We start from the raw sequence: 23,812 nt of genomic DNA on the forward strand, positions 1-23,812 counted from the left end.
GGAGATGAGCCATGCGTATCGCCAATGCGAAACGTTGGCGAAGGGCGGTGAGTTCCGGCAAATATTTGGGCAAGGCAGATTCCTGCCAGGCGTTGCGCATCGTCTGTGATTCGGCGTACAAGCAAAGAATCAGTAACCCAGGTTTCCAGCCTGGCTTGTGGCGAGGAACAGCTCGGCATGGTCATCCGTTCGCATCGGCGACTGTTGGTAGTGTGGCTGGCCTGGTTCAGCCTTGGGTTTTGCAATGGCTGCCAACCGGCATCGCCCCCAGCGCCAACGATTGATCTATTTAGTCTGATGGAGCGGTTTTGGCCCCAGTTCGATGGTTCACGCGAACGGGCCGGACAGCCGCCACTCACGCGGCAAGATGCCGAGCGACTGCTGTCCGACGCGCGCGTCGAGCGCCGTTGGCAAGTCGAAGGCGAGCAAGAGGTTCTGACCGCCGTCCTGCCGGTCACCTTTGGGAAAGGCAGCGGCCGCTGCCGGGTCACGGTGACGTCTCGGCTCGGGCAGTCAACCGTTCACAGTGTGATATTTCAGTTGTCAGACCTTACCGACCCGAACCTCGCCGATGACGAAAACCACGTGATTGACGCTTTTGTGAAACAGTACGGCGACCCGGCCGACGTGGATGCCACGGACATTGACCTTGTGTGGCGGTTATCCCAAGGGGCGCTGGTGTTGCTGGCCGCTGAAGCTGATGACCCGACCACAACCTTTGCGTTGCGCCCCCTCACCGACCTCCCGACCGACGACCCGCTAGGCAATGGTGGTGAACTGCGAGATCACGACTAAGACAAAACACGGCAGGGTAGCACCTGCCGTGTTTTGTCTCCGAAAAGAATGAGCCGTGCAGGACTCGAACCTGCGACCCACTGGTTAAAAGCCAGTTGCTCTACCGACTGAGCTAACGGCCCGCGCGCAACAATGCAAGCGGCTAAGGTACGGAAATGTCGCCGCACTGTCAATGCGGGCTTGCCTGAGCGCATTGCTCAATGAGCAGACGTTCCGCATAATGCGCGAACGCTCGAATACGTTTTCATGTTTGCTCGATGCCCATAGCTTGCCGATGACTTTTGATCTCAAAAAGACCGTCAACTTACCTTCCAAAGACTTGCCCATGAAGGGCAATCTGGCCCAAACCGAACCCCAGCGGCTCAAACGCTGGCTTGAAGCTGACGTGTACGGGAAGCTGCGTCAGGCGCGGGCTGGTCGTCCGGTCTTCCGCTTGCACGATGGTCCACCCTATGCCAATGGACGCATCCACATGGGGACGGCCTTCAACAAGATTCTCAAGGACTTCATTGTGAAGTCGCGCGCCATGATGGGTTTCGATACGGCATACATCCCCGGCTATGACTGTCACGGACTGCCGATTGAAACCAAGGTTGTCAAAGAACTTGAAGGTAAGTTGGCCGCCAAGGGAGTTGCCCTGACGCCGCTCATCATCCGGCGTGAGGCTCGGTCCTTCGCTGAGCACCACATCAACCAGATGAATCGTGATTTTCAGCGCCTGGGTATCCTGGGCGACTGGAACAACGCCTACCGCACGATGAGTTACGACTATGAAGCCGACATCCTGCGAACCTTGGCGGCTTTTGTGCGGCAGGGCAGTGTCTATCGCGGTTTACGTCCGGTGCACTGGTCGCTTGGCGCGCAGTCGGCGCTGGCCGAGGCCGAACTCGAATATAAGGATGTCGTTGACCCTTCGATCTACGTCGCTTTTCCGCTCGTAACCGATCCGGCGGCAATCGCGCCTGAACTGGCCGGACGTGACGCCGCCGTTGTCATCTGGACGACCACGCCGTGGACACTCCCGGCCAACCTTGGGATCAGTTTCGGCCCGGATTTCGACTACGTGGCGGTGGAAATTCCGACGGCGGCCGACGGCGACGAAACCAGCCGCGCCAAGACCTATATCGTTGCCGCCAAGCTTTTGCCCGACTTGGCGCAGAAGTTTGGGTGGACACACCTGCGGACACTGGCGACCTTCAAGGGCGCGGCGCTGGACGGCAAGTCTGCCCGCCATCCCTGGCTGGACCGGGAATCCAGACTCATGGTGGGCGAACACGTCACGCTCGAAGCCGGAACCGGAGCCGTCCACACTGCCCCAGGTCACGGCATGGAGGATTTCGTCATCGGCAAGCGTTATGGCCTGGAGCCATACTGTCCGGTGGATCAGCGCGGCGTGTACACCGATGAGGTGGCGCATTTCGCCGGACAACAGGTCTTTGACGCCAACCCAGGCATTATCGAGCTGCTCCGCCAGCGCGGCAAACTGGTTTTTGTCGAGGATTATCCCCACAGTTACCCGCACTGCTGGCGTACCAAAACACCGACGATCTTCCGCGCAACACCCCAGTGGTTCATCTCGATGGATGCCGCCAACCTGCGCCACCGTGCCATTACCGAAATTGCCCGGGTGCAGTGGCTTCCGCCCTGGGGCGAGGAACGCATGCGCAACATGTTCATCAACCGCGGCGACTGGTGCATTTCACGCCAACGTGCCTGGGGCGTGCCAATTGCTGCCTTGCGTTGTCAGTCCTGTGGAACGGTTCACGCCACGGCGGACTTCATGGAGCGCGTGGCGGAGGTCTTTGCTCAGGAAGGCGCGGATGCCTGGTACGTGCGGCCGGCGACGGATTTCATCCCACCTGGTTTTGCCTGTGAACACTGCGGCGCCACTGACTTTGAAAAAGAGATGGATATTCTCGACGTGTGGCTGGATTCGGGCGTGAGTTGGCAGACCATGGAACGCGCCGGACTGGCAACACCCGATGAGCCGGCCGCGGATGTGTACATCGAGGGTTCGGATCAGTATCGCGGCTGGTTTAATTCTTCGCTTGTCGTCAGTTTGGGGTTGCGCGGTCATGCGCCTTACCGTGCTGTCATTACCCACGGCTACGTTCTCGACAAGGACCGCGAGAAAATGTCGAAAAGCCAGGGCAATGTCATCGAGCCGCAGTCGCTCATCGAAACCGGTGGCGCTGACCTGTTGCGCCTATGGACGGCGAGCGTGGATTACACGGACGACGCGCCCATTTCGGAAGAGATTTTGGCCCGGATTGGCGACGCTTACCGCAAGCTGCGCAACACGCTCTGCTACCTCGTCAATAACCTTTCGGACTTCGATCCCAAAACCGACGCCGTTCCGTTTGCCGAGCTGTTTGAGATCGACCGCTGGGCGCTGGTTGAAACCAACGAACTCACGCGGCGCGTCCGCACCGCTTATGAGCAATATGCCTTTCAGGCAGCTTACACGGCGCTTCTGAACTTTTGCACGACCCAGCTCTCAAGCATTTACTTCGATGTTCTCAAGGATCGGCTCTACACCTACGCTCCCAAGTCCTATGAGCGGCGCGCAGCACAGACGGCGCTTCACGACATTGCCAGTTCGCTCATTCGATTGCTCGCGCCAATGCTGGCGTTCACGGCCGACGAAGCCTGGGAGAAGCTGACGCGCAACCAAGTCGGCTCGGTTCACTTGGCCGAGTTCCCGGCTTACGATCCAGAGCGTGCGCAGCCGGAACTCCGGGCGCGCTGGGAAACCTTGCTGGGCGTGCGCTCGGCGGCGCTCAAGGAACTCGAACAGGCGCGGGCCGCTGGCGACCTAGGGTCTTCGCTTGAAGCCCAGGTGAACTTGCGGGCCGGTGGCCGCCTGTACGAGGTCTTGGCGGACTACGGCGCGGAAGCCCTCTCATTGTTGTTGATTGTGTCGCGGGTCACGCTGGAACAAATGGATGCCGATGGCTTGTCAGTTCAGGTACGGCCCGCGCCCGGTGTCAAATGCGAGCGGTGCTGGCATTACGAAACCACGGTTGGCGAGGACCCAGCCTTTCCAACCATCTGCCATCGGTGCGTCCGTAACGTGCGTGCGGGCTGGTATCCGTCTGGTCGTTCCGACGGCACGACCGCCTAGCCCCCGCGACGGCATCTTCGCGCCCGAGCCAGTGCGGCACAGAGGATGGCGCGCGGCCATCCTCAATCGTTTCCTTCCCTTTAGCCGGTAGCTCAGAAAGTGGCGTTTGCCAAGACCACCAGAGACAAGAGGCCGCCGCTACTGCCGGATGCCGCCTTCGGTCAGCGCCCGTGGGTCGAGCAAGCGGTCCAGTTCTTCCGGGGCAAGGTCGGTCATTTCCGCCGCAACATCCTTGACCGTGCGATCTTCGGCATAGGCACGTTTGGCAATTTTGGCGCCGAGTTCGTAACCGATCACCGGGTTGAGCGCCGTGACCAGGATGGGGTTGCGTCCAACTTGGGCGGCCAGTCGTTCCTCATTGACGGTGAAGTTGGCAATGGCCTTGTCGGCCAACAAACGCGCCGCATTGGCTAATAAGGTCAAGCTTTGCAGGATGTTGTAGGCAATGACCGGCAGCATGACATTGAGTTGAAAGTTGCCTGACTGTCCGGCGATGGTGATGGTGGTGTCATTGCCGATAACCTGGGCGCACACCATGGCCATGGCTTCGGGGATAACCGGGTTGACTTTTCCCGGCATGATGCTTGAGCCGGGTTGAAGGTCCTGGAGCCGAATTTCGGCAAGTCCGGCTTGGGGCCCGCTATTCATCCAGCGCAAATCGTTGGCGATTTTCATCAAACTGACGGCCACGGTCTTGACCTGGCCGCTGAGTTCGACGATGGCATCCTGGGAACTCAGGGATTCAAAAAAGCTGTCATTGGGGCGGAAGGGCAGACCCGTTCGCTCGGAAAGCCGTGCCGCGAAGCGGGCGGCAAACTCCGGGTGGGCGTTGATGCCCGTGCCCACGGCCGTACCGCCTTGCGCCAGTTTGGCCAGCCGGGGCAGAGCGCATTCGATGCGCTCAATCCCGTGGGCGATCTGCCAGGCCCAGCCGGTGAGTTCCTGGGCCAAGGTGATGGGCATGGCATCCATCAGGTGGGTGCGCCCGGTTTTGACGACGTGAGAGACGGTTTCGGCCTTGGCAACAAGTGCGGCGTGCAGGTGGCGCAGCGCGGGAAGCAAATCATGCGTGGCCGCCAAGTATGCGCTGACGTGGATAGCGGTTGGGATGGCGTCGTTACTGCTCTGTCCCATGTTGACGTGATCATTGGGATGGACGCGCCCGCCAAGGCGCTCACCGGCAAGCGAGGCAATGACCTCGTTGGCGTTCATGTTGGTGCTTGTCCCGGAGCCGGTTTGAAAAATGTCGAGTGGAAAATGCTCGTCGTGGTGGCCACCGGCGACTTCGAGCGCGGCACTGGCAATTGCTTCTGCCAGCGCCGGGGCAAGCAACCCCAAGTCTTGATTGGCGCTGGCGGCAGCCCATTTCACGAGCGCCAACGCTTCGATGAAGCGCCGTGGAAAGCGAATCCCGCTGATGGGAAAGTTTTCGACAGCGCGCTGTGTCTGGGCGCTGTAACGGGCGGTTGCCGGAACCCGAACCTCGCCCATGCTGTCACGTTCAATCCGAAATTGCTCGTCGGTCACGATAGGACTCCTTATGCTAGAAGGTGACTTTTCGTACATTGCCGCCTAAGTATGCGCGTTGCCAGCCGCAGCTTTCAATGTCCGTCGCGGTAGGGCTAAACGTGGGCGAGAACTTGGTTCACGCTTCGTCTTTGGCATCAGTTGACCGACGCAGGGTGTCTTCTGTCTTGCTTGATGGGGTCGTGCGCGACATCATGAGTGCTCACGATGGGCGGACGACTCAAAGGCAAACAGGATCAACGGTTCACTTTTCCCATTGCCGGCAGTTCAGGTTGTGTTGGGTGACAGCCGTGAAGTGCTCTGGCAGTTCCCGGCGGCGAGTGTTTAGTGTTGCATTACCTCGCCACCCTACTGGGGATTGCGCGATGATGATCATCCATCACAAATCGGCGCTGAGGATTCTCCAGAGCCGTCAGCATAGGCTACTGACGACATTCAAGCGTGGTATTTCCAAAGAAACGCGCGTTTGGGTATTGGAACGTGATGGACATGCCAGCTTGGTAGCGGCGTCCGGGATCGAACCGGAGACCTACGGGTTATGAATCCGTCGCTCTAACCATCTGAGCTACGCCGCCACAAGACTTTCGCAAGTTTAGCCGCTTATACAGCCAAGTGCTTTTAGAATGCTTCAGAAGCTTGTCCTAGGTAACGATAAATTGCAAGCGTGAAGCGCAAGCCATGCCTTGACAAGTGGTGTGGCTGGTTCCTAGCCTGTCAGCCAAATCGCCAAGTAGCTTGTCAAGTGCTGGCAAACTCGTTCAGGGATCACTCGCTAGGCGTTTCTACACGGGTGGGAGCGTCGGCCCAAGCGTATCAGGTGCCTTCAAAAAGAAAACGCCATGCCCGAACGAATCCTCATCGCGTCAGATGACAACCTGCTTGGTGCGATGGTTGGCGCATTGCTGACGAGCAGCGGCTATGAAATTGAGTTGGTGAATACCGGTGATGAGGCGCAGCAGCGTTTGGCGGCTTATCCATTCGACGCCCTCATTCTGGATATTGCCCTGCGTCATCAGAACTGCCTCGATTTGACGCGGTGGGTACGTGGACAGTCGGCGCTCCGGAACTTGCCGGTGATTGTCCTGAGTCCAATGGCAACCCGCGATGACGATGTCCCGTCGGTATTGCACGCCGGCGCCGATGAGGCACTTGCGGTTCCATTCCGTCACCAGGAACTCATTCTCAAGCTCCGGCGTATGCTGGAACGCCAACGCTGGGCGATTGAGCGTCAGCAGATGGTGGCCAACCTGTCGGCCGTGGCGGATGGGATTGAACGGTTCATTCGCCCAACTGGCGAGCAATCGCTGCCGGAGTTCTCAGACCTGGCCGACCTCGAGGAACAAGCCAAGTGGCAGGACGTGATGTCCTCCTTGAGCACTGCCATTCAATCCCTTCAGGACGCCTCCAACAACGAGGAAACCCAAATCCTGCGGCGGGCGCTGGAACAAATTTCGCTGGCGCTGAAACGGGCGGGGCGCTACGTCCAGGTACGGACGCAAGCGCAGTCACTGCGCGACGCCAATGAAAAACTGCGTGAACTGGAGCGGCTGCGGGCTGAGTTCACCAATGCCATTGTCCATGATATTCGCTCTCCGCTGGGAACGATTGTTTCCACGATGGAGTTAATCGAGCAAGAGTTGAGTGGGCCACGTCCCAAGAAGTCTGACATCCTGCCACTAGTGACCGGCGCGCGCGCAGTTGCCGAGAAGCTGATTGCGCTCGTGTCAGAACTCCTGGATTTCTCAAAACTTGAAGCCGGCAAGATGAATCTGGCGCTTGAGCGGCTTGAAGTCGCCAAGGTGATTGAGCAGGTCGGCGAGGAGTTTGAGCCGGCGATCCGCCGCAAATCCATCAAGTTCAGTTATGGTTGCGAGGATCATCTGCCGGCCATCGTCGGGGATGCCGGTAAGTTGCATCGGGCACTGTCGAACTTGATGTCCAACGCCGTCAAGTTTACCCCGGATGGCGGGCAAATCTGGCTCGAGGCGCGCCTGATGGAAGGCACGCAGGTGGACGCTGGCGTCCCCTACATTGTCTTTAGCGTCGTGGATTCGGGTGAGGGCATTCCCGCTCAAGACCTGCCCTACCTCTTTGATGCGTATTATCAAGCGGCCAGTCGCAGCCGAGACCTCGGAACCGGTCTTGGACTGGCCATCGTCAAACGAATCGCGGCGGCGCATGGCGGCAATGTGTCGGTGCGGAGCCAGGTCGGCGTCGGGACGGCTTTTTCGATTGTCCTGCCGCTGGCACCGCCGGCGGATGGTCAGCCAGCGACTGCGCCGCCACCGTTACCGGCGGCCGCGCCTGGGGTCGTCACCGACCTATCGGAAGTGCTGGCAACGCCAGCCAACAACTCACTGCCGACGCTTTCATCCCCAAACTAGCTCACCTGTCGCAAGGGCGCGTCACGCTGTGGATGCCTGGCGCATAGAAACATGTCTCAAGCCATGGTTGCCTTTGAAACGGTCGGACTGATCGTCAAACCGCATCTGACGGACATCACAGCGTACCTCACGGCACTAGCCGAGTGGTTTGTCGGGCGTGGGTGTCGGGTCGTTGGGGAGACGCCGTCCGCCCATCTGCTCCCCCCAACCGTGACAGTCCTTCCTTCGAGTGATTTGGCGGCGCAGGTAGGGCTGGTTGTGGTGATTGGGGGCGATGGCACGATGATCTATGCCGCGCGCTTGCTCGGAGCGCGGGATGTTCCGGTTCTGGGCGTCAACTATGGCTACCTTGGGTATCTCACGGAATATACGCCGGAGACGGTCTATGAGGCTTTGGAACGTATCTTTGCCGGAGACATCCACACGGATGTGCGGATGAAGCTGGAAGCCACCGTTGAACGCCAGGGGGAACCGCGACTCACGGCCCAGGCCGTCAATGATTGCGTGGTCACAAAGAGCATGCTGGCACGGCTCGTGCCGATTGAATGTCGCATTGGTGGGCAGTTTGTTTCGATTTTCCACGCCGATGGACTCATCATTGCCACGCCAACCGGCTCGACGGCCTACTCACTTTCCGCCGGGGGCCCAATCGTGCATCCGACCATGCAGGCGATTGTCATCACGCCGATTTGTCCGCATACGCTGACCAACCGGCCGCTGGTGGTTCCCGATACCAGTGAAATCGAGCTGCGCCTGACAACGGAGCGCGGGCCGTTCAATGTGGAGGATGTCTTTCTGACTTTCGATGGGCAGACCGGTTGCGCCGTCGAACCAGAAGACCGTGTTTTGATTCGCAAGAGCGCTTCGGTGTTGAAGCTAATTGAACCGGCCGGCAAGGACTACTTCCGGCTTCTGCGCGATAAACTCAAGTGGGGCAATGGGTAAAAGCTGGGCTTCACCAGCCCGCTTGCTTTTTTTGGCCGCCCGTGGAAACTCAGATGAAGCATCTTTGCTAGGTTGACTTTTTCCCTTGCGCCGCACCCCTTTGAATTCGCTCTTTTGGATCGGCGCCCGGCTTTTGCGACGATGTCGCTTGTTGATCCACTTCCTCGACCGCCGCTCATCGCTGACCAGTCGCCTGACGTGTGTCCGGTCTGCCAAGGGACTGGTTTTGAGTATGACCCGGTTGGACGCCGCTCGCGGCGGTGCGTCAAGTGTCGCGTTGGCGTGGATAACCTCATTGATCGCGCGCGCATTCCCAATCGTTACCGCGAAAGCAGCTTTGACAACTTCCACCTCAACCCAAATGACGAACGGCAGCGGCCGCTGGTCAATGCGGTACTGGCCTGCCGGCGCTATGTCAAGGATTATCCGGTCGAACGGGGGCTTGGGCTGATGTTCCTTGGTCCGTGCGGTGTTGGGAAAACACACCTTGCGGTCGCAACGGCCAACGCGCTGATGAAACAAAAGCGTGTGCCCTGTTTGTTTTATGACTTCCGCGACCTGCTCAAAACAATCCAAGAAACATACAACCCGCAGACGCAAACCACGGAACTGACCGTGCTGCGCCCGGTCTATGATACCGACGTCCTGGTTCTCGATGAGCTAGGGGCGGGCAAAGCGACGGAGTGGGTACGTGACACCATCACCCACATTCTCAACACCCGCTACAACGAACAGAAAACCACCATTATCACATCCAATTACTTGGATCATCCGACTGAGCGTTACGAGGAAACCCTCGAAGAACGCATCGGTATTCGGTTGCGTTCCCGGCTCTACGAAATGTGCAAAACAATTCAGATGTCGGGGGATGACTACCGCCAGACTTACTTCAGCAAGCGTCTCTGGATGCAGTCCCAGTCCTAGGCGGACCAAGCGCATTATCTTTTTTTGAGACGCCTAAATCTCTGAAACGGCTTCGGTAAACCAGCGCGCCAAGGTTTGGCGGTCGTGGATGATGGGGAGCTGGGATGGTAGGCTGCTCAGGATAACTTGTCCGTACCATTTCCGTATCCGCCCGTCGAGCAAGCAGAGTATGCCCCGGTCGGTGCTGCTCCGAATGAGGCGTCCCAGCCCCTGTTTGAGCGCAAGAATAGCCTGTGGCAGGCTGTAGGTCTGGAAGGCATTGCCCCCCTCCGCTTCAATGTGACAACACCGGGCTTCAATGACTGGATCGGAGGGAACTGGAAACGGCAACCGGTCCACAATGACGCAGGAAAGCGCCTCGCCCACGACATCCACACCCTGCCAAAAGCTGGCAGCTCCAAAGAGAACTGCGCCTGGCGTTCGCCGAAAATGCTCTATCAATGTTGATTTGGGGGCATCGCCCTGGAGCAGACAGGGAAAGTTCACCTGCGCGCGCGTGCCATCGTAAAGCCGTCGCATGTGGCTCAGGCTCGTGCAGAGCACGAAGGCGCGCCCTTGGGTAATGGCAAGCAGGGCGATAATTTCAGCCACGGCCGCGTCGGTGAAATCCGGTGCAGTGGGGTCAGGCAAGTCCGGCGGCAAGTAGAGCCTGGCCTGCCGGCTGTAATCAAACGGAGAGTCAATCAGGAGTTCATCGCTGCGGTCGAGGCCGAGCCGGGACCGAATGAAATCAAACGACCCCTGGCTGGCAAGCGTCGCGGAAGTCAGGATCACCGATTCGAGCTGGCCAAACAACTGCTCCCGCAGCACACCGGCAACATCAATCGGGGTTGCCTGCAAGAAAAGCCCCCGTCCGCGTCGTTCCCACCAGTAAACGTAGTTTGGGTTGTCACCGCAGACGATATGCAGCAGTTCGCTCCGAAGTCCCCGCGCGCGCTCCTCCAAGCGACGCAGCGCCGGGAGGTTATCGGCAGCCAACACCGCTCCGCCGTGGGTGGCCTGGAGCACATCCGCCAAGGCTTCGAGGGCATCCGCCAGTGCCGTCAGGCCCGAAGCTTCCTGGTGGGCCGTCCCGTCACTATCTCCTTCCAATGACCGGCCAACCACCGGTGAGCAGTCGAACTCATCCACCGGGTCGGTAAAGGCGGTTGGGGAGAGTCGTCCGCGTCCATCGAAAACACCGTGCCTAGTCCGACAAATGCGCTGGGCGAACTGCCAGAAATGGTCGGCGCTCTGACGTACGGCGCGGCACGTCCGGCGAATGGCTTCTGCCAGGCCATCGTCAGGAATGAAGGCTTGTTCAACGTCCCGGAGCAAATCCGCAAACCGGTAGTTGCTAATCTGAAGGCTGAAATAGCTGGCGGCGGTGTCTTCGATCTCGTGGGCTTCGTCAAAAATGACGCGCGTATGGTCGGGTAAAAACGCCCCGTATGAACCATGCCGGGCGGCAAGGTCGGCAAAAAACAAGTGATGATTGACGATGACGAGGTCGGCTTCGCGGGCGCGTTGGCGGGCGCGGGTAACGAAGCAGTCATCATACTTGGGGCACTTCTGCCCTAGGCAATTTTCAGTCCGGGCATCGAGTTCGCCCCAGAGTGTCAAGTTTTCCGGCAGTGCCGTTAGCTCGGCCCGGTCGCCCGTCGGCGTGGTTTGAGACCATTGCCGGATAGCGTCGAAGTGGTGGATGTCACCCAGCCCGGGCAGGCGGCCGCTGTCTTCAAAATGCTCAAGCCGGTGCAGGCAAAGATAGTTACTCCGCCCCTTGAGCATCGCTGCACGTATTTGCCGCCCCAGCGCCTGCTCCAGACGCGGAATGTCCTGCTGGAGAATTTGCTCCTGAAGGTTTTTGGTCGCCGTCGAGATGATCACCAGCTCGTTCTGTAAAATCGCCGGAACGAGATAAGCCAGCGTTTTGCCGGTTCCGGTTCCGGCTTCGACGCACAGGTGTCCGCCCCGGCGCAGCACGTCGTAAACCGCCCGTGCCATCTCCAACTGTCCGGGACGAAACTCGAAGCTTGGCTGGGTCTGGGCAAAGCGACCGCTGGGGCCAAAGACTTCTTCAAGCGCCATTTCAGTTCGTGACAGTTCGGCGGGCATCTCATGCTGTTTCATGGCGCATTTCATGGCTCACTCGGCTAGAACGACGCGACCGATCACGCAACACCGGCGGCGTCAACTGAATCGTAAGTGAATCAAATAAGCTAAACTTGCTCACAAGCTTGCGAGGCCGTTAGGGCTTGACCGAGATCGGGAGAACATACCATGTCCGCTCACTTGTCGCTGGCAACGCCGCTGGTTGAGCTTTCGGCCTACTTGCGCGGCATTGGCTCGACGACAGCCGGCAAACTGGCCACCGAATTGGCGACCGCACTTGGAAAAGTTTCTCCCACGTCTGTGACGGTTGAGGATTTACTTCTTTATCTGCCTTTTCGATATGAAGACCGCTCGCACTTGCCGCGGATTCGTGACTTGGTGGACGGTCAGGCCGCTTCGGTCATTGTCGAAGTACGTGCGCCATCGAGTTACCCGATTCGGACGAAAAACGGCAAACGCCTCACCTTGTTTGAGTTCACAGGAACTGATGAAACCGGACGGATTCGCGCCTACTGGTGGAATCAGCCCTACTTGTGCCAAGTCTTTGCCGCTGAACAACGGGTCATCCTGTATGGCGAGTGGAAGTTTTCCAATCGCCAGCAGTGCTACCAAGTTGAAAATCCAGACTACGAAATCTTGAATGAAGAATCTGACGAAGACGTGCCAGAGATGATTCATGTCGGCCGCTGCGTGCCGATGTACCGCAAGCTTGGCGCGTTTCGGGCGCGGACTCTGCGCCGGCTCATGTTCAGGTTGCTCGGCGCACTGGAGGATGTCCCGGATGACAGTCTCCCCGACGAATTGCGCGTCGGGATCGGTTTAGGCGCGCCGCTGCCCTCCAAATTGGAGGCGTTGCGTGAGGTGCACTTTCCCAGCGCGGCCAGGCACTTGGGTGCCATCGAAGCCCGCCGGTCGCCGGCCCATGCGCGGTTGGCGCTGGAGGAATTTTTCTATCTGACATTAGCGCTCGGTGACCGTCGCCAGCGCCGTGAGCAATCGAGCAAGAAGGCGACGATGCAGATCACGAATGCCATTCGGGAGCGCGTCCGCCAAGCCCTGCCATTTGCCATGACGCAGGCGCAAAAGCGCGTCATTCGAGAAATTGTCACCGATTTGACCGGCGACCGCCCGATGTCCCGTCTATTACAAGGCGATGTCGGATCAGGTAAAACCATCATTGCCCTTCAGGCGCTCATCATTGCCGTCGAGAATGGTTGGCAGGCGGCGCTCATGGCGCCAACTGAAATTTTGGTGGAACAGCATGCGCGCTCCCTGACGCGCTGGCTGGCGGGAACGCCCTATCGCGTCGCCGCGCTAACCGGACGCCTGAAGGCCGCCGAAAAGAAGGCGATCCGCCAGGCGCTGGCCGCGCATGAGCTGGATATCGTCATTGGCACCCAAGCGCTGATCCAGGATGAAACCAGCTTTGCCCGCCTTGGCTTGGTCGTGATTGATGAACAGCATCGGTTTGGCGTGATGCAGCGTGAAAAGCTGGTCACCCAGGGGGCGGCGTCCGAGGCTATCACCCCGGATGTGCTGGTCATGACGGCAACGCCGATCCCACGCAGCTTGGCCATGACCATCTATGGTGACCTGGATGTTTCCATCATTGACGAGCTACCTCCGGGCCGAAAGCCGGTTGTAACAGCCATCCGCACCGATGATCGGCGTGAGCGCGTCTATGATTTCATTCGTCAGGAGTGCGCCGCTGGACGCCAAGCTTACATCGTTTATCCGCTGGTCGAGGAATCTGAAAAGCTGGACGTTGCCGCAGCAACGGCGGCGGCTGAGTACCTACAACGCGAAGTCTTCCCTTCACTTGGGGTCGGCTTACTTCATGGCAAGCTCAAATCAGAAGAAAAGGAAGCCATCATGCAGCGGCTCGTCGCCGGCGATGTGCAGATACTGGTCACGACGACGGTGATTGAAGTTGGGATTGATGTGCCGAATGCGTCGGTCATGGTCATCGAGAACCCGGAGCGATTCGGGCTGGCGCAACTGCATCAACTGCGCGGCCGGGTTGGGCGGGGAGCTGCGAAGTCGTACTGTGTTTTGATGGTTTCAAACGATCTTGCACTTGACGCGCTGGAGCGGCTGAATTTTTTCGCCCAGACAGCAGACGGCTTTGCCATTGCTGAAAAGGACCTTCTGTGGCGTGGTCCAGGCGAGATGTTAGGCATCCGTCAGTCCGGCGTGCCGATGTTTCGGGTTGGCGATATTGTCCGTGACGCCGACTGGCTGACAATGGCGCGGCAGGCGGCGCTGCGCCGGCTACAGGAACAGCCCAAGTCGGCGCAAACCCTGGCCTGGCTGGAACAGGCCCGACGTTGGTTTCCGCTGGCAGCCGGCGGCGTCCACTAGAAAGGAGTCCGGCATTGCTTGTCCTGCATAAGCTCCACGGCCTGGGCAATGATTTCCTGATTTTTGACGGACACCAACCAGGCGCGTCAATCATGTTTGACGACCCGCAGCGGCACGCGCCGGCGGTTTGTGACCGACACTGCGGCGTCGGAGCCGATGGCGTGATTGCGGTCAAAAAAACTGACGCCGATGCTGCCGATTACAGCATGACGCTCTGGAATGCCGACGGGTCACGGGCTGAGATGTCCGGTAATGGGTTGCGCTGTGTGGCGGCCTTTGTCCGGCGCGTCATGGGCTGGGAGTCGGACACCTTGCGCGTCTTGACGGAGGCCGGCATTCGTACCGTGACCTTCCTGGCATCGGCCGGACAAGAAACCACCTGTGCTATCCGTATGGGCAAGCCGATCTTTACTCCAGAGCAAATTCCCATGTGCCTGGATGCCCCGCGGCAACCGCCCTTAGTCAATGTTGCGCTGGCGCTTGGTGATGAAGTGGTAACTGCAACCGTGCTGTCCATGGGCAATCCACACTGTACGGTTTTTGTCGAAGATGTGCAGGCCGTGCCGCTTGCCCAGCTCGGTCCACGACTTGAACGGCACCCGGCCTTTCCGCAGCGAACGAACGTTGAGTTTGCTGCGGTTCGGGATCGCCACAACCTGGACGTTGTCTTTTGGGAACGGGGAGTTGGGCGGACGGCGGCGTCTGGAACCGGGGCGTGTGCAGCAGCGGTGGCGGCGATGCTCAACGGCTTGGTGGAACGAACGGTCACGATCCATGCCGAACGTGGGACGCTCACCGTCACCTGGGATGCCGTTACCGATGAGGTGATACTTACGGGAAGCGCGCACTATGTTGCCCGCGTGGACTGGACCGGTGGTGAACCTGAAACGTAGCCACGGGCGCATCACCACCAGAAGGGCTGGCGCTTGCTCAAATTCGTTCCGTAGATTAGTGATAGCGCCAGCACCCCCGCATTGGCGCCTGAATTTTCGTGCCTGAGTTTTCGCATGCGTTTGAGGGTTGCCATTATTGGTGCCGGCCCGGCCGGATCGGTCCTGTCGGCTAAACTCGCCGTGGCCGGAGCCGACGTACGGTTGTATGACCTGCACGGCGGCGCGTGGGAAAAACCCTGTGGTGGGGGCGTCACGGCCAAGGCACTCCGCCAGTTTGACTTTCTTCTTGACCAGGGTGAACGTTTCCCACGCCAGGCGATTCAGGAAATCGAAATCGTCTCATCTGGCGGAAGAAGCGTGACCTTCCCGCTGGACGACGCCCCATTTTGCATTTTCTCACGGCAAAACCTGAACGGACTGCTGCTTGAACGCGCGACGTCGGCCGGCGCGGATTTCATTCCGCGCCGGGTGACCGGTCTCCGGCGCGAGGTGCACACCTGGCGTGTGGAAGCCGGTCACGACCGCTGGAATGCTGATTTCGTCGTTGGCGCGGACGGTTGCACCAGCTTTGTGCGGCGGACGCTGGGACGCCGGCTTCCAGATGCCGACCAGGCGATGTGCTGTGGATATTACGTTCCGGCGGCGGGTGTCCCACGGGCGGTTGTCGCTTTTCCGAAACGTTTTACGGGGTACGTCTGGGCGTTTCCGCGTCCAGACCATATTTCGTATGGGATTATCAATCAGTGCGGCGAGTATCCGCTACCAAAGCTGTGGGAAGAACTCGATGCGTTTGTGCGTTGGCATCGGCAAGGTGAACTGCCGCGTGACCGCATCAGGTATGCCGCGCGGGTTCCGATGTTGCGCCGTAGCTCCTGGAAAACAAATCGAGTCGTTGGCACCGGTTGGGCGTTGATCGGCGATGCCGCCGGTTTTGTGGACCCGATCACGGGCGAAGGCATTTTTTACGCCCTGCACTCGGCAGACTTGTTGGCCCAAGCGCTGGTGGCAGAGGCTCCGGGGAGTTACGAGTGGCGGTGGCGAAAGGCGTTCGAGGCTGATTTGACCGAGGCATCGCGTCGCCTGCCGAAGTTCTACCGTGGCTCGATGTTTGGCGCGTCGGTCATTGACCGGGTGCTTCAGCTTTCGACGGTTCACGGCGGCGTAGTCAACATCATGCAGCAGGCCCTAGCAGGTGATGTGGATTATGTGACGCTCAAGGGGCGTATCTTGCGGAGTTTTGTCGCGCCATCCGCCTGGCGTGCGCCCAAGCTAACGGCCCGGTCGGTTGGTTATCCGCAAGCGGCTTGACCTGAGTCGCTAACTTGGCAGCGCTGCTGCCCTAGTCACGGTTGCCGGCCCGAGGCACAGCGACGATTGGCAGTCCCACCGGTGCCACGTAAAAAAATAGGGGATGGCTTGCGCCATCCCCTGAGCATCACCGCCAACGGGCCGCTGGTTAGAAGCGGAACCGCCCGCTGAGGGTCAGCGTCCGGCGTCCCCAGTTGTTGAGATTACGCCCAAAGTCCGGGCTGTTCATGTTGTTGACCGGGATGCCGTAAAAGTCTTGGTTGAAGACATTGAAGTAGTCAGCGCGCAGCTCGAACGAGTAACGCTCGAGCAGCTTGATCCGCTTGAGCAGGCTCAGGTTGGTATTGTTGAAGTCGGTGCCACGGAGTGAGTTGCGGGGTGCCGTGCCGTTGCCAACCGTGTTGATGAGCGGGAAGCCAGTCGCACCGACGACCGGCACGAAGTATTGACCGGTCGTGCGTGGGTTGCTGAAGGTCCGCATGTTGCGGGTCACCGGATCGAGCGTGAATGTCCCGTTCGGATTGAAGTTTGGACGATCTCCCGCGACGCCATTACCGTTGGTGTCAACCCCCGTGAGAATGGTAAAGGGCTGCCCAGACTGGCGCTCAACCACGCCTGAAATCTGCCATCCACCAAAGAGATACTCGGTCCAGCGTGGTGCATTCTTGAGCCACGGAATCTCGTACACGAAGTTGACGGCGATGCGGTGCGGGCGGTCAAAGGCTGACACGGAGCGCTCGCCGCGCCGAATGTTCGTGAAATCTTGTGGCACCTGTGGGCTTGGCCCGGCAATGGCCGCCACACCAAGCGACTCATCGTTGTCACTGATGAGCTTGCTGAAGGTGTAGGCCAAGCCAAACTGCAAGCCATAGCTGAAGCGCTTGCGCAGGTCAATGTATCCGGCGTTGTAGGTGGCGCGCGCCGTGGTGGAAATCAGGATGCGTGCGCCCCAAGCCGGATTGAGCCGGCGGGCTTGAACGCCTGGAACCGGACGACCGGCCTGCGCGTCAGCAATTTGGGCCGGCGTGAGTGTGGCAAAGTTGGTGTGGATCTGATTGATGCCATTAAATGAGCGGCTGCCGCTGTAGCCCACCTCGAGGACGAAGTCGCGGAAGAACTGCCGCTGGAAATTGAAGCTATAGTACTCGCTCCGCGGGTTCTGCGCATTTTCGGGCGTGTTGACGTAGGTCGCCAGTGGGTTGAAAACCGGTTGTCCGGTGACCGGCAACAACCGCGGATACTGGTCAAGGATGTTGTTCTGCTGACCAACAACTACCCGCGGGAAGTTGCTTGCGTTGACCGTGAGGATGTTGAAAAACAGCACGTCGTACGACATCCCATAGCCACCCCGGAAAACCGTCCGATCATTGCCGAGCATGGTGGCAATAAAGCCATCACCTTCGACCCGTGGATTCCAGGCAAAGCCAAGCCGGGGCGCGACATTGTTGTTGTCGCGCCGGGTTGGACCTGGCACGCCCACGGACAGACTCTGGGCGTCACGTGCGCCGAAGAAACCAAACGGCACGTCGTTGGTTTCATAACGGATACCCAGATTGAGCGTGAGCGATGGCGTCACGCGCCAGTCATCCTGAAAGAAGTAAAACTGTGACACTTGGCGGGCGTCAAAGCTCGCCGTCTGGAGCGCTTGTTGGAACTGAAACACATTGTTGTTGAGAAAATCGGCCAGGTTGTTGAAGGTGAAGGTCCCCTTCGAGTCGAAGGCCGCTCGGTTGTCGAGTTGGACATAGCGAATGTCAAAGCCTGCCTTCAGCGTGTGGTTGCCAAGTTGCTTGGTGAGCAGGTTTTGGAACTGGAAGCTGTTTTGGATTCTTCCCTGCGGGAAGTTGGCAAGTCCGCCAATGGTAAACGCCCCCCCGATGTTCGTGGTCGGGGTCGTAGGATCGTTTTCTGGGAACTGCAAGTCCCGCCGAATGAACCCAAACCGAAACTCGTTGAGCAGCGTCGGCGAGAAGGTATGAATGTCGCTGACGATAACGTTTTGGTCACGGATCGACTGCGCACCGGCAAAGCGTGAGCCAAACTGCAAGTTGCTGACGACGTTAGGTTGTTGACTGTCGGTGAAAATGTAGCGTCCGGTCAGCCGATTGGAGGCGCTAAACTGGTGGTCACCGCGGACAATAAAGTTGTATTCATCCGCCGGCTGCGTGATGGGCAACTGGACAATGCCCGTCTGAATCGGCACACCGTTGATGTTGATGGTCGAGAGATTCGTAAAGCGCGGGTTGAGCGCGTAAACGTCCTGCAGAAACCGGATGGAGTCGAGGATGGATTGGCGACTGGCCGCGGTCTGGGCCGGTGTCGTCGAGGTTGCGGGACGCAGCGGCACGGTGCTGAGCGCGGCAAAGCCTGTCTGCGTCGGAATGCGGGTCTGCGGTCCGAGCAACTGCCCTGTGCGCGTCAAGTTCGCCTGAAAGAAGCCATAAAAAAAGGTCTTGTCGCGGATAATACGTCCACCGAAATCACCGCCGACCTGGTTTGTGTTGAACCGTGGCTGGCTGGTCAAGCCCCGCTGCTTCTCCAGGTTGTTGAGCGTATTGAGTCCACTGCCGAGGTAGTAGATGAACGCCTGTCCGTGAAACTCGTTGGTTCCAGACTTGGTGATGACGTTGATCTGTCCACCGCTGTTGCGCCCAAACTCGGCGTTGTATGGGTTGGTTTGAATCTGGTATTCCTGAATGGCTTCCGGCGCGAGTCCGATGGTTGGAATCGTCACGGAGGCGTCATTGTTGTCCGCACCGTCAATGGTGAAATTGTTGTTGCGGGCGCGCTGTCCATTGACGCTGATGCCGCTCGACCCTGGCGCCCGGAAGGCATTGGGTGACAACACAGCGAGGTTATTGATGTCGCGTCCGGCGGCGAGCGGGAGTTCAACTGCGCGGCGCGAGTCGAAGGTGGCGCCAATCGTCGGCGTATTGCGGTTGAGGGCCACGATGCTGTCGGCGCTCACCGTCACGGTATCGGACTGCTCGCCGACCTCAAGGGTGACATTCAATCCGGTGTCGGTTGCCGAAGACATCCGAATGTCTGTGTATTCAATGGTTTTGAAACCGTCTTTCTCAACGACGACCCGGTAGATGCCGGGGTCGAGCGCCGGCACGCGATAGGCCCCGGAATCATTGGTGGTCGTTTCACGGGACTGGTTGGTAGCTTGGTTGGTAACGGTGACCCGCGCACCAACGATGGATGCGCCGGTTGGGTCGGTAACGGTTCCAGTCATCGCGCTGCGCGTGAGCTGTCCCCAGCTCAACGCGGGTGAACCGACAACCCACAGCAAGCTTAGGCAAAGCGCTAAACTCACGTGGCGAAAGCGGCTCAATCGTGGCAAAAAATTCGACATACGAACGTTCCTCTAAATTGGATCGAGCTAGCCTCCCAAGGTAATTTGCTTGAGAGGGTCTCACCGTGAGGTGGCAAGTTTTATGCCAGACTTCTTGGGGAACTAGGCGCAAAAGCTGGGTAAATACTTGTTTTTTTATATTTGTGCTGACTATGTCGTTCGCCTTGAAGGGAGCGCAGAAAGGAAATCCAATGCGGTTTTCTAAGGGGAAATCCATTTTCCTGAAGATTTCTAACCAAAAACCTGGGCAGGTTGTGTTTGGACGGATTAGCCTCCGCATTGTCACCCGGTGCTTGGGGAAGCTTGTGCCGCGTCTGAAACACACAAAGACAAGTGGTCTTCACCGCTCCCCCAGCGTCGTCACTGAGCGCGTTGAATAGACTCATCTTTGACCGGTCGCGTCGGGTTGATTAGGAAGGCTTAGGTCTATAACTGCTCAAGCTTCAGGGCAGGCTAGTGCCAAGATGGAGCGCACACCACCTTACCACGCCGTTCTGTTGACTCGGCGGTGTTGTGCCGCATGAGTACAGGGCACAGGAGTCACCCTGATCGTCACGCTGGATGACTTGAGTCCATCGAATCAACGGCTGCCTGCCATGCCTCCAACAGCTTCGTGAGTTGATCCTGGAACCAACTTAGGTCTTTTGGTTGCTTATTGAAACCGGCATGCTGGATGTCATTCCGCATTGCAGTCACGCTACGAGCAAGGGACCTGTTTGACTGCCTCCAGTCACCTTCTTGCTTTTTCCGTGCTTCTCTATCCAGCTCCGGTCCCGGGTGATCCGCATCATTCGGCGCGTTGAGGGTGATCCAGCCTTCACGGAGGATCGAGATCGCCTCACTGTAGCGTCCTATCTTCTGATAGAGCCGAGCCAGAGCGAGAAGAGACCGCTGCCCTTGCGCGGAAGACAGCCTGGCGCCACCAGTTCGCAGCGGCTCGACCATGGCTTGCACCTGTTCAAGCACCCGCGCCAGTGCCGGTAGATGTTGAGTGACCTCACCCTTCGTTTGCTCGATGACATCGTAGAGATGCTGGGCTGAAGGTTGTTTCCCAGTCAGCAGCGAGCCGGTTCGGATCGTCGTGAAGTCATCACTGAAGCTCTGGATTGCTTTAGCCAGTTTTGGAAGTTGAGAGAAGCCTAGTTTTGCTCCCGTGCCGGCCAGCTCTTTGTTGAGAGCCCGACCAAGTTTTTCCGTTTCACTGGCCACCTCGTCCGCTTGCCCGGTCCGTAGAAGCATCATGAGACTCCGCGACCACGAGAGCACTTCCAGGAATGGGGTCAGTTCCCAGATCGGGCTTGCTTGTTCAGACCCACGATACTCACCATAGACCACGCGAATCTGTGGCGGGTTTGGCAGAACGGATTGAACATACTGAATGCAGGCTGCCGCGAAGAACGGCTGCATGCGAAAACCGTGAGTAATATCGAGTAAAACAGAACCACTACTGGTACGGATGACCTCGACGATAGCCTCGAACATCTGCCAGAGCTGCTGTGACTCGCCGCCGGTCGGAACATCAACTCTTTGGGGGACAGGCTGTCCGGCGGCTGAAAGCTCCTGGGTCAGTGTTTTCCCGTGCTGGTTCCAGGCCTCTGTCGTAGCGATCAGGTGAATTTCTTCGGGCTTGGCGAGCGATGCCAAGGCACAGGCGACATATCGCGTCTGGTGAGATTGGTTCTCGAAGAGATAGGTGGTCTCATTGTAGTTGCCCGTTCCAAGGAAGCTCATCAGCCGCATAAGGGATTCTCACTTCTTGCTCGGCGTTGGCCACCTGAACCCGACTTGGGTGTCGTCAATGTATGCAATCACGAGTTGAACCAGCTCACCCGGTTGCTTGTCGGCAGGCACTTGGTCGCTGTTTTGAATCGGGCCCTGCTGCGCGTGGCCTTTGATCCGGGCACGCCAACCGCCTTTTTTCGTTCGTTCTTCTAGCAACTCAGCTTCAACGACATCGTTTGGCTTGCCCTTGTAAGGCTTAGGAGGGGGCGGAGGGGGCGGAACATCAAGTCGTCCATACCCACTGGTGGTTTTGCCACCGATGCCCCAGTCAGAGAGTGCGGCGGCCGTCAAGGAAAAGGCTAGCTCCGTCCACTTCTGACCCCGGTCACTGGCCGGTCCACGCCAGCTCACCGCGACCAGAAAGCGGCCGGCAACCGACAAGAATGGCACCGGAGTCGGGCTGTCAAAATCCGTAGGCGGAACTGTGCCGTCAAGCCACTTCGGATGATGCGGCGTCATCACGTCAAGTTTGAGAGGCTCTTTGTCAGAATCCGGCACGAACCAAGCATCGTGAAAGATGATGCAGCCACCGTCGTCGGTCGTCCCGAACAGCAGGCGATGATAGTTGTCATCAGGCTGGAGGCCTGTGCCATCAAGCCATTTTCGATAGGCCTGGTCTTGCTCTGGCGTCGGCTTCTTGAACTTGGGGTCGGAGGCTCCCACCACCTGATCGCAGTAATGCGCGGTCAGTCCCTTGAGAGCCGAACCGGGAATGAGCGGCATCCCATAGGTGTGGTGCAATCGGATGCCCGTTTCGAGGACGTTTTCCGTTCCCAGCCCGACGATGAGGCGACCAACGGTTTGTAACTCGCGCGCAACGGTCAACGTTGTGGAGAGTAACTGCCGCCAGCGCTCGTAGGCGATGGTGTAAAGCGCACGAACTGCCTGGTTACCGGCTGCCTTGATGGCCGCCCGAAGGATGGCCTGTCTTTCCTCCGGTTTGCCACCTTCTCCCGTCGCGTTCTCACACAGGTAGCGGTGCAACACCAGTCCGGGATGCTCGCCGCGCAATGCTCGAATGTCCTTCAGGTCAAGAATCGGGGCGCGCATTATTCCTCCTCCCCAACGGCTGCTTCGACGTATCGCTTCAACCAGCTTGCGGCATTGAGCGCATCGCGGCTCAGACGGAGATAGGTACTCAAGGGTTGGGTCCGCGCGGCCTGATCGAGCGATTGCGCATCGGTGATGTAGTCATGACCGGCCGCCCTCAAGACAACGGCCAAGTAATCGATGAATTCATCCTCTTTCTTGGCCAAGGCAAAGGCTACGGCCTGGGCCAGGCCACAGGTATGGATCAGGGCCGGAAACTTCTTGACTGTACTGACAAATTCCTTATTCGGCTTTCGTGCGCCGTCACCCGTGTGAACCGCAATCTGTGAATAGGCCGCCTGCGCGATTTTCTGGCTTCGGGTGTGAACGTTCATCCCTTCATCCCCCCCGTGAACACAACGCGGACTTGCCCCCGACCAACCGTTGCCTTGCCGCCAATCTGAAGCGTCAGTGGTTCTGTTGCAAAGTCTGCCAGGAGCTGCTCAGGGCTTAGCGAGTCATCTCTGAAGCCGTTTGACTTGTAAATGCGTTCACACTGGATGAGTCCCATGAGGATGGTCTCGGCCGGCAATGATTCCTCGGTCCAGAGAGCGCCTTTGGCAACTGTTTTGGTCTCGTCGTCAATTCGTACCCGCGTGTGAACCTCGGTCCCGGTTTCGCACAGGAAGTCGAAGGCAGTATCCGGCAGGACGACGAACCGCTTCTGAAACACTTCGGCCCACGAATCATGCTTGCCGAAGACCCACTGGCCGATGTTCTCGGCCCACTGCGTCGCCAAGTCGCATGCTTGGGCCGTGAAATCGAGGTCTTCAAGGTAAATGTTGTTGTCTTCGGGGAGCGCGGAATTTTTCGCGTGATGGGCCCTGTCATCCGGCAGGGACGTAGGAACTTCTGGCAGGTCTTTCACACCTGCCAAGTCCAATGTCCGCCGTAGCATCTGTAAGCACAGCGGCGATGTAGTCCAGGCCAGCGTGCCACGAAAACTCCGCACCGGCAGGCAGACGAGCTTGGCATCGGTTGGAATCAGCGCGCCAGCGTTAGCAGCTTCGCCGTCCTTATCGGCGCGGCCAAAGGCCAGTTCGATGTGCTGTTTCCCTTGTTGAACGGCCCAGTCGCGCCAAACCCCCTTGAAGCTGGAGCCACGCAGGATCGGCCAGCCGGTGATACCGTCGCGGTCAACTGGTAGATCAATGTAACCGACACCGCGACCGATACCGGCATGGGTTGGGCTGAGTGTGTGGAGCCAATACAGTCGAATGTTGGACAT

Annotated in this window: 15 protein-coding genes and 2 tRNA genes; 8 read left to right on the plus strand and 9 right to left on the minus strand. The window is 58.7% G+C overall.

The annotated features are described in order from the left end of the window. Positions 1–177 precede the first annotated feature (177 nt). Positions 178–795, plus strand: coding sequence for a hypothetical protein (locus tag J8C06_RS09020; protein ID WP_211428377.1), 618 nt, complete (start codon positions 178–180; stop codon positions 793–795). A gap of 49 nt (positions 796–844) precedes the next feature. Here J8C06_RS09020 and J8C06_RS09025 read toward each other — a convergent pair. Then, a tRNA-Lys gene (locus J8C06_RS09025) sits at positions 845–917 on the minus strand. A 98-nt stretch (positions 918–1,015) separates the two neighbouring features. Here J8C06_RS09025 and ileS point away from each other — a divergent pair. Then, positions 1,016–3,919, plus strand: coding sequence for an isoleucine--tRNA ligase (gene ileS / locus J8C06_RS09030; protein ID WP_343216850.1), 2,904 nt, complete (start codon positions 1,016–1,018; stop codon positions 3,917–3,919). A gap of 138 nt (positions 3,920–4,057) precedes the next feature. Here ileS and J8C06_RS09035 read toward each other — a convergent pair whose 3' ends face one another. After that, entirely contained in the window at positions 4,058–5,446 is a 1,389-nt protein-coding gene (locus J8C06_RS09035; RefSeq protein ID WP_211428378.1) for a class II fumarate hydratase, read from the minus strand. 498 nt (positions 5,447–5,944) lie between these two features. Then, positions 5,945–6,021, minus strand: a tRNA-Met gene (locus J8C06_RS09040). A 264-nt stretch (positions 6,022–6,285) separates the two neighbouring features. On the opposite strand from J8C06_RS09040, the gene J8C06_RS09045 reads away from it, so the two are divergent. The 3 genes from J8C06_RS09045 to zapE all read left to right on the plus strand — a co-directional run bounded on the left by J8C06_RS09045 (position 6,286) and on the right by zapE (position 9,699). Further along, entirely contained in the window at positions 6,286–7,830 is a 1,545-nt protein-coding gene (locus tag J8C06_RS09045; protein ID WP_211428379.1) for an ATP-binding response regulator, read from the plus strand. A gap of 51 nt (positions 7,831–7,881) precedes the next feature. Further along, positions 7,882–8,775, plus strand: coding sequence for an NAD(+)/NADH kinase (locus J8C06_RS09050; RefSeq protein ID WP_211428380.1), 894 nt, complete (start codon positions 7,882–7,884; stop codon positions 8,773–8,775). Between the two features lie 141 nt (positions 8,776–8,916). Then, entirely contained in the window at positions 8,917–9,699 is a 783-nt protein-coding gene (gene zapE, locus J8C06_RS09055) for an AFG1/ZapE family ATPase (RefSeq protein ID WP_211428381.1), read from the plus strand. 33 nt (positions 9,700–9,732) lie between these two features. On the opposite strand, the gene J8C06_RS09060 is transcribed toward zapE, so the two are convergent. Next, a complete protein-coding gene (locus tag J8C06_RS09060; RefSeq protein WP_246602020.1) occupies positions 9,733–11,811 on the minus strand; it encodes an ATP-dependent DNA helicase in 2,079 nt (692 codons plus the stop codon). Positions 11,812–11,961: 150 nt separating this feature from the next. Here J8C06_RS09060 and recG point away from each other — a divergent pair, with 150 nt between their 5' ends. The 3 genes from recG to J8C06_RS09075 all read left to right on the plus strand — a co-directional run bounded on the left by recG (position 11,962) and on the right by J8C06_RS09075 (position 16,355). Beyond that, positions 11,962–14,154 carry an ATP-dependent DNA helicase RecG gene (gene recG, locus J8C06_RS09065; RefSeq protein ID WP_211428382.1) on the plus strand — a complete coding sequence of 731 codons (2,193 nt, stop codon included), beginning with the start codon at positions 11,962–11,964 and terminating at the stop codon, positions 14,152–14,154. 14 nt (positions 14,155–14,168) lie between these two features. Then, positions 14,169–15,047: a diaminopimelate epimerase gene (gene dapF / locus J8C06_RS09070; RefSeq protein ID WP_211428383.1), complete on the plus strand. Its 879-nt coding sequence runs from the start codon at positions 14,169–14,171 to the stop codon at positions 15,045–15,047. Between the two features lie 114 nt (positions 15,048–15,161). Continuing rightward, a complete protein-coding gene (locus tag J8C06_RS09075; protein ID WP_211428384.1) occupies positions 15,162–16,355 on the plus strand; it encodes an NAD(P)/FAD-dependent oxidoreductase in 1,194 nt (397 codons plus the stop codon). A gap of 148 nt (positions 16,356–16,503) precedes the next feature. On the opposite strand, the gene J8C06_RS09080 is transcribed toward J8C06_RS09075, so the two are convergent. From J8C06_RS09080 to cmr4, 5 genes are all read right to left on the minus strand, one after another. Beyond that, entirely contained in the window at positions 16,504–19,713 is a 3,210-nt protein-coding gene (locus J8C06_RS09080) for a TonB-dependent receptor (protein WP_211428385.1), read from the minus strand. A 552-nt stretch (positions 19,714–20,265) separates the two neighbouring features. Continuing rightward, positions 20,266–21,453, minus strand: coding sequence for a TM1812 family CRISPR-associated protein (locus tag J8C06_RS09085; protein WP_211428386.1), 1,188 nt, complete (start codon positions 21,451–21,453; stop codon positions 20,266–20,268). A gap of 9 nt (positions 21,454–21,462) precedes the next feature. After that, positions 21,463–22,545: a type III-B CRISPR module RAMP protein Cmr6 gene (gene cmr6, locus J8C06_RS09090; RefSeq protein WP_211428387.1), complete on the minus strand. Its 1,083-nt coding sequence runs from the start codon at positions 22,543–22,545 to the stop codon at positions 21,463–21,465. Beyond that, positions 22,545–22,919 carry a type III-B CRISPR module-associated protein Cmr5 gene (cmr5, locus tag J8C06_RS09095; RefSeq protein ID WP_211428388.1) on the minus strand — a complete coding sequence of 125 codons (375 nt, stop codon included), beginning with the start codon at positions 22,917–22,919 and terminating at the stop codon, positions 22,545–22,547. Before cmr5 ends, cmr6 begins: the two co-directional genes overlap by 1 nt. Further along, positions 22,916–23,812: a type III-B CRISPR module RAMP protein Cmr4 gene (gene cmr4, locus J8C06_RS09100; RefSeq protein ID WP_211428389.1), complete on the minus strand. Its 897-nt coding sequence runs from the start codon at positions 23,810–23,812 to the stop codon at positions 22,916–22,918. Before cmr4 ends, cmr5 begins: the two co-directional genes overlap by 4 nt.

Source organism: Chloracidobacterium validum, from assembly GCF_018304825.1.
In the GTDB taxonomy this organism is placed as follows: domain Bacteria; phylum Acidobacteriota; class Blastocatellia; order Chloracidobacteriales; family Chloracidobacteriaceae; genus Chloracidobacterium; species Chloracidobacterium validum.

Excerpts from the sequence above, each read along its gene's own strand:
- J8C06_RS09020 (WP_211428377.1), top strand. The coding sequence starts at position 178 with ATGGTCATCCGTTCGCATCGGCGACTGTTGGTAGTGTGGCTGGCCTGG.
- ileS (WP_343216850.1), top strand. The coding sequence starts at position 1,016 with ATGCGCGAACGCTCGAATACGTTTTCATGTTTGCTCGATGCCCATAGC.
- J8C06_RS09045 (WP_211428379.1), top strand. The coding sequence starts at position 6,286 with ATGCCCGAACGAATCCTCATCGCGTCAGATGACAACCTGCTTGGTGCG.
- J8C06_RS09050 (WP_211428380.1), top strand. The coding sequence starts at position 7,882 with ATGTCTCAAGCCATGGTTGCCTTTGAAACGGTCGGACTGATCGTCAAA.
- zapE (WP_211428381.1), top strand. The coding sequence starts at position 8,917 with ATGTCGCTTGTTGATCCACTTCCTCGACCGCCGCTCATCGCTGACCAG.
- J8C06_RS09060 (WP_246602020.1), bottom strand. The coding sequence starts at position 11,811 with ATGAAACAGCATGAGATGCCCGCCGAACTGTCACGAACTGAAATGGCG.
- recG (WP_211428382.1), top strand. The coding sequence starts at position 11,962 with ATGTCCGCTCACTTGTCGCTGGCAACGCCGCTGGTTGAGCTTTCGGCC.
- J8C06_RS09075 (WP_211428384.1), top strand. The coding sequence starts at position 15,162 with ATGCGTTTGAGGGTTGCCATTATTGGTGCCGGCCCGGCCGGATCGGTC.
- J8C06_RS09080 (WP_211428385.1), bottom strand. The coding sequence starts at position 19,713 with ATGTCGAATTTTTTGCCACGATTGAGCCGCTTTCGCCACGTGAGTTTA.
- J8C06_RS09085 (WP_211428386.1), bottom strand. The coding sequence starts at position 21,453 with ATGCGGCTGATGAGCTTCCTTGGAACGGGCAACTACAATGAGACCACC.
- cmr6 (WP_211428387.1), bottom strand. The coding sequence starts at position 22,545 with ATGCGCGCCCCGATTCTTGACCTGAAGGACATTCGAGCATTGCGCGGC.
- cmr5 (WP_211428388.1), bottom strand. The coding sequence starts at position 22,919 with ATGAACGTTCACACCCGAAGCCAGAAAATCGCGCAGGCGGCCTATTCA.
- cmr4 (WP_211428389.1), bottom strand. The coding sequence starts at position 23,812 with ATGTCCAACATTCGACTGTATTGGCTCCACACACTCAGCCCAACCCAT.